We start from the raw sequence: 12828 nt of genomic DNA on the forward strand, positions 1-12828 counted from the left end.
AAGTGGTGGTGTTATCGCTGTTTTTGTTAAAATAAAAAGATAGGTTAAGAAAAGAAGGGATTTTAATTATGGAAAAAGATGAACGTTTTAAACAGGCCGAGTTTGGTGCTATTGTCGGGATCGTTGGTAATATTATATTAGCAATTGTAAAGGCGGTAATTGGTTATATTGGGAACAGTAAAGCACTGCTAGCAGATGCGGTGCATTCTGCATCAGATGTAATTGGTTCGCTAGCTGTACTTTTTGGATTGCGAGCGGCAAAGCAGCCACCTGATGAAGATCATCCGTATGGTCATGGTAAAGCGGAATCGATTTCAGCGATTATTGTTGCGGTATTATTATTTATTGTGGGACTTGAAATCGCGATTTCATCTATAAAAGCTTTTTCGCAAGAACTAGAACCGCCGAAAGGAATTACGATTTTTGCTGTTGTTCTTTCAATCGTCGTGAAAGAAGGAATGTTTCAATATAAATTCCGATTAGGGAAAAGGGTAAATAGTGATGCAATTATTGCAAATGCATATGAGCACCGTTCGGATGTATTTTCTTCAATTGCAGCTTTAATCGGTATTTGTGCAGCTATACTCGGTGGTAAGCTTGGTATAGACTGGCTTGTATATGCTGATCCGATTGCAGGATTAGTTGTTTCGCTTCTTGTTGTAAAAATGGCATGGAGCATTGGAGCGGAAGCAATTCATGCAACGCTTGACCATGTTCTTCATGAGGAGGATGTTATTCCGCTTAGAGAAGCAGTCCTTCAAGTAGATGGTGTGAAAAAAATTGGTTCTTTATATGCACGGGAGCATGGTCATTATGTTATTGTCGATATTAAAGTGTCTGTAGATCCATACATTACTGTAGAAGAAGGACACCGTATTGGAAAACATGTGAAAGAAATACTTATGAAACAAGATAATGTACAAAATGTATTCGTACATATAAATCCGTATTCTCCAAATTAAACATCATTAACATTTTGGTATATAGATATTGCATCGTAGTTTGCATTATATTGTCACCCCTTAATCTGTCTTGTATAATGAACAGGTTAAGGGGTGATTTCGTGTTACAACCGAAGACGCGTTGGAAAGAAAAAGAATATAATGACGAACGAGTGAGTGAATTAGCAAGTAAATTACAGTTATCGCCACTTGTCGTTTCATTATTCCTCGGTAGAGGACTAGATACAGAAGATAAGATTTTAGATTTTTTAAATACAGAAAATCAAGAATTTCATGATCCATTTTTATTAGAAGGAATGGATAGAACGGTAGAACGTGTAAATAAGGCGATTCAAAATGGAGAACAAATATTAATATTTGGTGATTACGATGCAGACGGAGTAAGTAGTACAACTGTGTTATATCTTGCTCTTCAAGAATTAGGTGCAGAAGTAGAATTTTATATTCCAAATCGTTTTACAGAAGGGTATGGGCCGAACGAAGAAGCGTTTCGTTGGGCGCATAGCGCAGGGTTCTCACTGATTATTACTGTCGACACTGGCATCGCAGCAGTACATGAAGCGAATGTAGCGAAAGAGCTTGGAATAGATCTAATTATTACAGATCACCATGAGCCACCGCCAGAATTGCCAGAAGCACTTGCGATTATACATCCGAAATTAGATGGCGGTGTATATCCGTTTCACTATTTAGCTGGTGTAGGTGTTGCGTTTAAAGTTGCGCATGCACTATTAGGCCGTGTACCAGAACATTTATTAGAGATTGCAGTAATCGGTACAGTAGCTGATTTAGTGTCACTTCATGGTGAAAATAGGTTGCTAGTGAAACGCGGTTTAAAACATATGCGTATGACGAAAAATATTGGTTTAAAGGCATTGTTTAAAGTTGCTAACGTTTCGCAAAGTGAAATTACAGAAGAGAGTATTGGCTTCTCAATTGCACCGCGTATTAATGCGGTCGGGCGTTTAGAAGATGCAACGCCGGCTGTACACCTTTTATTATCAGATGATCCTGAGGAAGCGAAAGAGTTGGCCGAAGAAATTGATGAGCTGAACAAACTGCGAAAAGATATTGTAAAGCAAATTACAGAAGAGGCTATCGCTGAAGTTGAAAATAACTTTCCGCCAGAAGAAAACAAAGTGTTAGTACTTGCAAAAGAAGGTTGGAATCCGGGTGTAATTGGGATTGTCGCTTCTAAATTAGTTGAACGTTTTTATCGTCCGACTATTGTATTATGCATTGATCCTATAAAAGAAACAGCAAAAGGCTCAGCGCGTAGTATTGCAGGATTTGATTTGTTTGCAAATTTATCAGATTGTAGAGAGTTATTGCCACACTTTGGAGGGCATCCGATGGCAGCGGGAATGACGCTACATATGAATGATGTAGATGAATTACGTCGCCGCTTAAATGAACAAGCAGATGCAATTTTAACAGAAGAAGATTTTATTCCAATTACAGCAGTTGATGTTTTTTGTAAAGTAGAGGATGTAACACTAGCGGCAATTGAAGATATGCAAAAACTAGCCCCGTTTGGTGTTGGAAATCCGAAACCACGTATTGCAGTGAAAGATGCAGAGTTAGAAAGTATTCGCGCGATCGGATCAGATGGCTCTCATTTAAAAATGGCTCTTCGTGATGGACAAGCAACACTGGATACAATTGGATTTGGTTTTGGTGCATATGCGAAAGAAATCTCTCCAGTTGCAAAAGTATCTGTAATAGGAGAAGCATCCATCAATGAATGGAATAATTTTAAGAAGCCACAATTAATGGTACAAGATATTGCTGTAGAGGCGTGGCAATTATTTGATTGGCGTAGTATGCGTAATGCAGAAGCAAATTTAGCAGAACTTCCGAAAGAAAAAATAACAATGGTGTATTTTTCTGAAGAGGTATTGAATAAATTTTCTTTAGAGAGCTATAAAGAAAAGCTCATGCATGCTTCAGAAGTAACGCATTTAGATGATCAATATATCGTGTTACTTGATTTACCAAAAGGAACAGATGAATTAAGTGAGCTATTTAAAGTAGGATTCCCAGCGCGAATTTATACGCTATTTTATCAAGAGAATAACCACTTATTTAGTACAGTTCCGACGAGAGAACACTTTAAATGGTACTATTCTTTCTTAAGCCAAAAAACACCATTTTCTTTAAGACAATATGGAGAACAACTATGTCGTCATAAAGGTTGGTCAAAAGATACAGTAAATTTCATGACACAGGTGTTTTTTGAGTTAGAATTTGTTACAATAAAAGATGGCGTCATTTTTATGGCAGACAAAAAACAAAAGCGTGATTTAATTGAATCGAACACATATCGTGAGAAAATGAACCACTTACAATTAGAAAAAGAATTGGTTTATAGCACATATCAGCAACTATATACATGGTTTGAAACGATTCGTAATCATAAAGAAGTAGAACAGTTAGGGTAAAGGATTTGTATTTACAAACCTTTTAGATCTGAGGAGGATTCAGAAATATGGATTTCAAGCAACATATCGCAATTGTACCGGATTATCCGAAAGAAGGTATTGTGTTTAAAGACATTACACCTTTAATGAATGACGGTAAAGCATACAAAGCAGCAACAGATGCAATCGTTGAATACGCAAAAGAAAGAGATATCGATGTTGTAGTAGGACCAGAAGCTCGTGGTTTCATTATCGGTTGCCCAGTTTCTTATGCGTTAGAAGTAGGATTTGCACCAGTTCGTAAATTAGGAAAATTACCACGTGAAGTAATTACTGTTGACTACGGTAAAGAATATGGTAAAGATGTTTTAACAATCCATAAAGATGCAATTAAGCCAGGTCAACGCGTATTAATTACAGATGATCTATTAGCTACAGGTGGAACAATCGAAGCGACAATTAAGTTAGTTGAAGAGCTAGGCGGAGTTGTAGCAGGGATTGCATTCTTAGTAGAGCTTACTTACTTAGATGGTCGTAAAATGTTAGATGGTTACGATGTATTAGTATTAGAAAAATACTAATCACTATATAGGTAAAACTACGGTGATAAAAAGTACCCGTGAATCTCTTGGAGAGGAGCGGGTACTTTTGTATAATTGAACAAAAAATCATGGTGAAATGTCAGTAAAATCTTTTCCTTTTCACAATTCACAATCATTGGGTTATAATGATAGAATATAATTTATTCTATTAAATAAAGATAAAGTCAATTTTCAATAAAAGGTGATTCGATGGCAAATGAGCAGGTACTAACAGCTGAACAGGTACTCGAGAAAGCAAGTCAATATTTAGCGGATGAAGATATTGAGCTAGTGGCACGTGCTTATGAATATGCACGTGATGCGCATAGCGAACAATATAGAAAATCGGGTGAACCGTATATTATTCATCCGATTCAAGTTGCAGGTATTTTAGTTGATTTACACATGGATCCAGCTACGGTATCAGCAGGTTTCTTACATGATGTAGTGGAAGATACAGAGATTACGTTAGAAGATATTGAACGGGAATTTAACAAAGAAATTGCTATGCTTGTTGATGGTGTTACAAAGCTTGGGAAGATTAAATATAAATCTCACGAACAACAACAAGCCGAAAACCATCGCAAAATGTTTATTGCAATGGCTCAAGACATTCGAGTTATTTTAATTAAATTAGCTGATCGTCTTCATAACATGCGTACATTGAAACATTTGCCTCAAGAGAAGCAGCGTCGCATTGCGAATGAAACGTTAGAAATCTTTGCACCTTTAGCACATAGACTCGGAATTAGTACTATTAAATGGGAGCTAGAGGATACGTCACTTCGCTATTTAAATCCCCAACAATATTATCGTATTGTAAATTTAATGAAGCGTAAACGTGCAGAACGTGAAGAATACTTAGACGAAGTAATGACTGGTATTCGTGAGAAATTAAAAGAAGTTGCAATTCAACCTGAGATTTCTGGAAGACCGAAACATATTTACAGTATTTATCGTAAAATGGCACTGCAAAATAAGCAGTTCAATGAAATTTACGATTTATTAGCTGTACGTGTCGTTGTAAATAGTATTAAAGATTGTTATGCGGTGCTTGGAATTATTCATACGTGCTGGAAGCCGATGCCAGGTCGTTTTAAAGATTATATTGCAATGCCAAAAGCAAATCTATATCAATCTCTTCATACGACTGTAATTGGACCAAAAGGTGATCCACTTGAAGTGCAAATTCGTACGAAAGAAATGCACGAAATTGCAGAATTCGGGATCGCGGCACACTGGGCGTACAAAGAAGGAAAAACAGCAGAAACAACAGGTACATTAGAGAAGAAACTCACATGGTTCCGTCAAATACTAGAATGGCAAAATGAAGCTTCTAATGCAGAAGAATTTATGGAGTCATTAAAAATTGATTTATTTTCTGACATGGTATTCGTCTTTACACCGAAAGGCGATGTAATGGAATTACCACTTGGATCGGTTCCGATTGATTTCGCGTATCGTGTCCATTCGGAAATTGGGAATAAAACAATTGGTGCAAAAGTAAACGGTAAAATGGTGACGTTGGATTATAAATTAAAAACAGGCGACATCATTGAAATTTTAACGTCGAAACATTCGTATGGCCCAAGTCAAGATTGGGTAAAACTTGCTCAAACATCTCATGCAAAAAATAAAATTCGTCAATTCTTTAAGAAACAACGTAGAGACGAAAATATTGAAAAAGGCCGTGAACTTGTTGAAAAGGAAGTACGTGGTCTAGAGTATGAGATGAAAGAAGTATTAGCGCCTGATAACTTAAAACGCGTCGCTGAGAAATTTAACTTTGCAAATGAAGAAGATATGTTTGCAGCAGTTGGATATAGCGGAATTACAGCTTCGCAAATTGTTACGCGACTAACGGACAAGTTCCGCAAACAACGCGAAGAAGAAGAAATTGTTGAAGTTAAAGAAGTTCGTAAACCGATGAAAATTCGAAAATGGGATTCTGGTGTAAAGGTAAGCGGTGCTGATAATTTATTAATCCGTTTATCGAAATGCTGTAACCCAGTTCCAGGCGATGATATCGTTGGATATATTACGAAAGGCCGAGGTGTATCGATTCACCGCCGTGATTGTGTAAACGTTCATACAGAAGAAGCTGTAGAACGTTTATTAGAAGTAGAGTGGGAAGGTAGCCCTGAAAAAGAAATTGAGTATAACGTTGATATTGAAATTTCGGGTTACGATCGCCGTGGTTTATTAAATGAAGTACTGCAAGCTGTTACAGAGACGAAAACGTACATTTCAGCTGTTTCTGGTAGAAGTGACCGTAATAAAATGGCAACAATTAATATGTCAATCTCGATTCGTAACTTACAACACTTGAAAAAAGTAGTAGAACGCATTAAACGCGTTCCAGAAATTTATGCAGTACGACGCATGATGCATTAATAGGGAGTGTAGAAAGATGAGAGTTGTTTTACAACGATCAAAGAAAGCGTCTGTCACAGTAGACGGTGAGATCGTAGGACAAATTCCGTTCGGTTTAACATTACTAGTTGGCATTACGCACGAAGATACAGAAAAAGATGCAACTTACATTGCGGAAAAAATTGCAAACTTACGTATTTTTGAAGATGAGAGCGGAAAGATGAATCATTCTGTACTTGATGTAGAAGGACAAGTTCTATCTATTTCGCAATTCACATTATACGGAGATTGCCGCAAGGGCAGACGTCCAAACTTTATGGATGCTGCGAAACCTGACTATGCAGAGCGTTTATACGATTTCTTTAATGAAGAAGTTCGTAAACAAGGATTACATGTGGAAACAGGAAAGTTTGGAGCAATGATGGACGTTTCTTTGATCAATGATGGTCCGGTGACCTTAATTGTAGAAAGTAAATAGTGTTGATAAAAAAGAGAGGGTTATATAATCCTCTCTTTTTTATACATTGTTGTATGTTTTGTTCATTTATTTGGAATCAATAGCAGTTTCGGTTATGTATAACTCTCTCATCAATATGGAACAATAAAAAGTAAAACATCCATATTGAATGTGAGGGATATACGTATGCGTATGAATGAAAAAGGGCATTCTGTTACAAATGGTGCAAATCAACTGTTTAACGTGAATTTTCATGATTTTATTTCAAAAGAGCAAAATAATACTTCAATGGAGCTTGCTTCCGAGTTTGGGATTTCTCTTCAAGATGTAAAGCGTTTAAAGAAGCAGATTGAACGTTCTTAGAGCACTTGACAATCCTACTTAACAAACGTATAGTAATTTTATATTTACATATGAATATAACCGTTGATAGAGAAGAGTAAATGAGATACACATGGAAAGAGAAGGAATGTCTTAGGCTGAAAACATTTCTGCATGATGACTGATTGAATGACACTCTAGAGGTTTCAACTTGAACGGCATATATGCTTAGTAGGGATGAACGCATATTTAAGCGTTATTAAAAAAGTGGAAGCATACGTGCTTCAATTAGGGTGGCACCACGGGTATAATACTCTCGTCCCTACTGTTTAAACAGTAGAGGCGGGAGTTTTTTTATTTTTATTAAGATTAAAACAATTTGAGGAGGAACTGAATATGTCTATTCAAATCCCACGCGGAACGCAAGATATTCTTCCAGGCACTGTTGAGTTATGGCAGTATATCGAAGGGCAAGCACGCGAAATTTGCCGTCGTTACAATTATAAAGAAATTCGTACACCAATTTTTGAGCACACTGAGCTATTTTTACGCGGTGTTGGTGATACGACAGATATCGTACAAAAAGAAATGTACTCATTCCAAGATCGTGGAGAGCGTAGCTTAACACTACGTCCAGAAGGTACTGCACCTGTTGTACGTTCTTACGTTGAAAATAAAATGTTTGGTGATGCAACACAACCAACGAAATTATACTATATCGGTCAAATGTTCCGTTATGAAAGACCACAAGCAGGTCGCTATCGTCAATTCGTACAATTCGGTATCGAAGCAATCGGCAGTAATGACCCTGCAATTGATGCAGAAGTAATTGCACTTGCTGTTGAATTTTACCGCGGCATGGGCTTAAAAAATATTAAAGTTGTATTAAACAGTTTAGGTGACGCAGCGAGTCGTCAAGCACACCGTGATGCATTAATCGCACACTTTGAGCCACGTATCGGCGAATTCTGCTCTGACTGTCAATCTCGCTTAGAAAAGAACCCACTTCGAATTTTAGACTGTAAGAAGGACCGTAACCATGAATTAATGGCAACAGCTCCATCTATTACAGAATACTTAAACGAAGATTCAGCAGTATACTACGACAAAGTACAAGAACTATTAACGATGATGGATGTTCCATTTGAAAAAGATCCGAACTTAGTGCGTGGTTTAGACTACTATCAACATACTGTTTTTGAAATTATGAGTGAGGCAGAAGGTTTCGGTGCGATCACTACATTAAGCGGTGGTGGCCGTTATAACGGACTTGTACAAGAAATCGGTGGACCAGAAATGCCAGGTATCGGTTTTGCAATGAGTATTGAACGTTTAATTATGGCGCTAAAAGCTGAAAACATTGAATTACCACTTGAACATAGCATTGATTGTTACGTTGTAGCGCTTGGTGAAAAAGCGAAAGACCATGCTGCAAAAGTGGCATTCGATCTTCGTAAAGCTGGATTGTCGGTTGAAAAAGATTATTTAGATCGCAAAATGAAAGCACAATTTAAATCAGCAGATCGTCTAAAGGCGAAATTTGTAGCTGTATTAGGAGAAGATGAGCTAGATAAAGGCATCATTAACTTGAAAGATATGGCAACAGGTGAACAAGAAGAAGTAGCTTTAGATGTATTTGCTTCATACGTAGCAGAGAAATTAATATAGGGGGAACTTACAGTGGCTGAAAGAACACATGCATGTGGAAAAGTAACAGTAGAAGCTGTTGGACAAACAGTTCAATTAAAAGGTTGGGTACAAAAACGCCGTGACTTAGGTGGATTAATCTTTATCGATTTACGTGACCGTACAGGTATCGTACAAGTTGTATTTAACCCAGAAACATCAAAAGAAGCGTTAGAAGTAGCAGAAACAATTCGTAGCGAATACGTATTACACATAGAAGGTACAGTTGTTGAACGTGGTGAAGGCGCAATTAATGACAATATGGCAACTGGTCGTATTGAAGTACAAGCAACAAAAGTAAATGTACTAAATGCAGCGAAAACAACACCAATTATCATTGCTGATGATACAGATGCATCAGAAGATGTGCGTTTAAAATATCGTTATTTAGACTTACGTCGTCCTGTAATGTTCAACACATTCAAAATGCGTCACGACGTAACAAAAACAATTCGTAACTTCTTAGATACAGAAGAGTTCTTAGAAGTAGAAACACCAATTTTAACGAAGAGTACGCCAGAAGGAGCTCGTGACTATTTAGTACCAAGTCGTGTACATGACGGTGAATTCTATGCATTACCACAGTCACCACAGTTATTTAAACAGCTTCTTATGGTCGGCGGATTTGAGCGTTACTATCAAGTAGCACGTTGTTTCCGTGATGAAGATTTACGTGCAGATCGTCAACCGGAATTCACGCAAATCGATATCGAAGCTTCATTCTTAACACAAGATGAAATTTTAGAAATGATGGAGCGTATGATGACGAAAGTTATGAAGGATGCAAAAGGTGTAGAAGTTAGTGCACCATTCCCTCGTATGAAATATGCTGATGCAATGGCTCGCTACGGTTCTGATAAGCCAGATACACGCTTTGAAATGGAACTAACAGACTTATCTGAGTTTGCAGCAGGTTGTGGCTTTAAAGTGTTTACAAGTGCTGTAGAAAGCGGCGGACAAGTAAAAGCAATCAATGCAAAAGGTGCTGCAAGTAAATATTCTCGTAAAGACATCGATGCATTAACTGAATTCGTGAAAGTATACGGTGCAAAAGGTCTAGCTTGGCTTAAAGTTGAAGAAGACGGCCTAAAAGGACCGATTGCGAAATTCTTCGGTGAAGAAGATGCAAATGTGTTAATGAGCACATTAGAAGCTACTGCTGGCGACTTATTACTATTCGTAGCAGATAAGAAGAGCGTTGTTGCAGATAGCTTAGGCGCACTTCGTTTACGTCTAGGTAAAGAGCTTGAGTTAATTGACGAAAGTAAATTTAACTTCCTATGGGTAACGGATTGGCCACTTCTTGAGTACGATGAAGATGCAGATCGTTATTTCGCAGCTCACCATCCATTCACAATGCCATTCCGTGAAGACGTTGAGCTACTAGAAACAGCACCAGAAAAAGCACGTGCACAAGCATATGACCTTGTATTAAACGGTTATGAGCTTGGTGGTGGATCACTTCGTATTTATGAGCGTGACGTACAAGAAAAAATGTTCAAAGCACTTGGATTCTCACAAGAAGAAGCGCAAGAGCAATTCGGATTCTTATTAGAAGCATTCGAATACGGTACACCACCACACGGCGGAATCGCATTAGGTTTAGATCGTCTTGTTATGTTACTTGCAGGCCGTACGAACCTTCGTGATACAATTGCATTCCCAAAAACAGCAAGCGCAAGCTGCTTATTAACAGAAGCTCCAAGCCCAGTTGCAGAAGCACAGCTTGAAGAGTTAAACTTAAAATTAAGCTTAAAAGAAGAGAAGTAAGAATAGGGTCTAGATGGTTATACTATAACCATCTAGACTTTTTTAATGGATAATTAAAAGAAGAAACAAAATCCCGGTTTACACTATGTTTTCATTATCGAAATATGTATTTTTAGGAATTCTATAACTTTTTCTATACAAATAGTCGGAAAAACGCTAGAATACATGGTAGACCATTTTTGTAATAGGAGTGTAGAGCTGAATGTTACATCAATTTTCACGTAATGAATTAGCCTTCGGTAAAGAAGGACTTGAAATATTAAAAAATAGTACAGTCGGTATTTTAGGAATTGGCGGCGTAGGTTCATTTTCAGCTGAAGCGTTAGCGCGTTCTGGAGTAGGACGTCTCGTATTAGTTGATAAAGACGTTGTAGATATTACAAACGTAAACCGTCAAATTCACGCTTTAGTATCTACTGTAGGACGTTCAAAAGTAGAATTAATGAAAGAGCGTATTGCAGACATTAATCCGGAATGTGAAGTAATTGGATTAGAAATGTTTTATACAGATGAAACATATGAAGAGTTCTTTAAACACGGTTTAGATTTCGTAGTGGATGCATCTGATACGATTACGTTCAAAATCCATTTAATTAAACAATGTTTACGTCGTAAAATTAAAATTATCTCATGTATGGGTGCAGCAAATAAAATGGACCCAACTCGTTTCCGTATTGCGGACATTTCTAAAACACATACAGATCCAATTGCGAAAGTAATTCGTACGAAGCTTCGTAAAGAGGGTATTAAAAAAGGTGTAAAAGTTGTCTTCTCTGACGAAAACCCAATCGTAATTCGTGAAGAAGTACGTAAAGAAATCGTACCAGACGAGAATGCAAAAATTCGTAAAGCGAAATTACCGCCTTCATCAAATGCATTCGTACCATCTGTGGCAGGCTTAATTATGGCAAGTCACGTTGTACGTGAACGTATTAAAAATGTAGAAGTGAAACGTGTAGGGCAAGAATAAAAGAAAAGCATATATCCATTTTGGATATATGCTTTTTTATATATATTAAAGAAATATGGATATTTGCATCACTACTAGTTCAAATGTAAGTAAGGTTAGTAAGTAATAATCATATTTATCTGATTTATAGGCGGATGTCTTTTTTAGACTGTTAATGGTGAAAAGAGCTAAAGTCAGGACGAGAAGGCCAAGAGTTATTTTGAAGATTATTAATGAAATAGCAACCATCTCCCTTTAAAGGTATATGGTTATAATAATATTTTAGTAAAAATTATCCAATATGTTTTAGGAGTTTTCTTGTATGACAGGGAGTAATGTTATTGTAAATATTTGTCATTAAATCGATCTCCTTTGTCGAATCGTTGATATATTGCAAGTTACGATAGATATATTTGAAAAATCGTTGATATATTGCAAGTTACGATAGATATATTTGAAAAATCGTTGATATATTGCAAGTTACGATAGATATATTTGAAAAATCGTTGATATATTGCAAGTTACGATAGATATATTCGAAAAATCGTTAATATAATTTCATTTACCGACATGTATATATGGTTTTCCGAAAACAAACAAGGATGTCACTTAGTCAAAAAAGTGACATCCTTGTTTTTAATTCTCTGCAGAATATATAATATCTAAATTTCCATTTTGATCTGTTTTGAAAATGGGAGCAATATGTTCTTCTTGTTCTTCAACCGAAACAAGTTTTCGAGCGCGATCCATAATTCGAACAAGCATCGCGTAATCTTCTTCGATTGCTTGTTGTTTTTTTGTGAGTACCGCTAATTTCGTTTCAAGTTCATGATTCGTTTTTTGCAGAGAAGTGAGCTGAGCTTGTAATACATCATTTTCAGTTTGCAACTTTGCAAGTGAAGGATTGTTATGTTCTAAATTTTGTAAAAATGAGATGACATTTTGCATTGTAAGATCTTGTTTACTTGGCGTAATATCTTCTGAAAAATCGGCGTCAATTACGAGTTGTTTCGTTTTCGTGAACCGATCTTTTTCTATATTAGCTTCAGAACGTTTTAATTCTTTACGTTGTTTTTTTGCAAGCTGCACCGCATCTTCGTAATTCGGTCTTACTTCAGCATTCCATCTAAAACCACAAGCTGCGGAAGTGCGGTTTAAAGCGTCGCCAACTTCATCAAACGCTTTTATTTGTGTACTTCCGCTGCGAATATGTCGCAAAACAGTTTCTGCTAAAAGGAGATCATCTTCTTTTGTCCATGCATCTTGACGTGTTTTCATAAGCGAAGCCTCCATAATGGTGACGTTTTCG

General features: G+C 36.9%; 10 protein-coding genes and 1 other annotated feature. Of the genes, 9 read left to right on the plus strand and 1 reads right to left on the minus strand.

The window, feature by feature from the left end:
- Nucleotides 1-68 precede the first annotated feature (68 nt).
- The 9 genes from CQ064_RS06360 (at nucleotide 69) to CQ064_RS06400 (ending at nucleotide 11540) form a co-directional block, all read left to right on the plus strand.
- Nucleotides 69-962 (plus strand): cation diffusion facilitator family transporter, encoded by an 894-nt coding sequence (locus tag CQ064_RS06360; protein WP_000409746.1) that lies wholly within the window; start codon nucleotides 69-71, stop codon nucleotides 960-962.
- A gap of 101 nt (nucleotides 963-1063) precedes the next feature.
- Nucleotides 1064-3403, plus strand: coding sequence for a single-stranded-DNA-specific exonuclease RecJ (gene recJ / locus CQ064_RS06365; protein WP_000941225.1), 2340 nt, complete (start codon nucleotides 1064-1066; stop codon nucleotides 3401-3403).
- Nucleotides 3404-3450: 47 nt separating this feature from the next.
- On the plus strand, nucleotides 3451-3963 hold the full coding sequence (locus tag CQ064_RS06370; protein WP_000346215.1) for an adenine phosphoribosyltransferase: 513 nt from the start codon (nucleotides 3451-3453) through the stop codon (nucleotides 3961-3963).
- A 210-nt stretch (nucleotides 3964-4173) separates the two neighbouring features.
- On the plus strand, nucleotides 4174-6357 hold the full coding sequence (gene relA, locus CQ064_RS06375; protein ID WP_001262795.1) for a GTP diphosphokinase: 2184 nt from the start codon (nucleotides 4174-4176) through the stop codon (nucleotides 6355-6357).
- Between the two features lie 16 nt (nucleotides 6358-6373).
- Nucleotides 6374-6814 (plus strand): D-tyrosyl-tRNA(Tyr) deacylase, encoded by a 441-nt coding sequence (locus CQ064_RS06380; RefSeq protein WP_001266965.1) that lies wholly within the window; start codon nucleotides 6374-6376, stop codon nucleotides 6812-6814.
- 165 nt (nucleotides 6815-6979) lie between these two features.
- The gene (locus CQ064_RS33370; protein WP_001242605.1) at nucleotides 6980-7156 is read left to right on the plus strand and encodes a hypothetical protein; all 177 of its coding nucleotides are present in this window, start codon (nucleotides 6980-6982) and stop codon (nucleotides 7154-7156) included.
- A 54-nt stretch (nucleotides 7157-7210) separates the two neighbouring features.
- Nucleotides 7211-7441, plus strand: a binding site (T-box leader).
- 69 nt (nucleotides 7442-7510) lie between these two features.
- Nucleotides 7511-8782 carry a histidine--tRNA ligase gene (hisS, locus tag CQ064_RS06390; protein WP_000027079.1) on the plus strand — a complete coding sequence of 424 codons (1272 nt, stop codon included), beginning with the start codon at nucleotides 7511-7513 and terminating at the stop codon, nucleotides 8780-8782.
- 12 nt (nucleotides 8783-8794) lie between these two features.
- The gene (aspS, locus tag CQ064_RS06395) at nucleotides 8795-10570 is read left to right on the plus strand and encodes an aspartate--tRNA ligase (RefSeq protein ID WP_000840885.1); all 1776 of its coding nucleotides are present in this window, start codon (nucleotides 8795-8797) and stop codon (nucleotides 10568-10570) included.
- Between the two features lie 202 nt (nucleotides 10571-10772).
- Nucleotides 10773-11540 carry a tRNA threonylcarbamoyladenosine dehydratase gene (locus CQ064_RS06400; RefSeq protein WP_000903182.1) on the plus strand — a complete coding sequence of 256 codons (768 nt, stop codon included), beginning with the start codon at nucleotides 10773-10775 and terminating at the stop codon, nucleotides 11538-11540.
- Between the two features lie 615 nt (nucleotides 11541-12155).
- Here the strand turns inward: CQ064_RS06400 and CQ064_RS06410 are convergent.
- The gene (locus CQ064_RS06410) at nucleotides 12156-12797 is read right to left on the minus strand and encodes an RsfA family transcriptional regulator (RefSeq protein ID WP_000857708.1); all 642 of its coding nucleotides are present in this window, start codon (nucleotides 12795-12797) and stop codon (nucleotides 12156-12158) included.
- Nucleotides 12798-12828 lie beyond the last annotated feature (31 nt).

The sequence above is a fragment of the Bacillus sp. MYb78 genome, assembly GCF_002975115.1.
GTDB lineage: Bacteria > Bacillota > Bacilli > Bacillales > Bacillaceae_G > Bacillus_A > Bacillus_A cereus.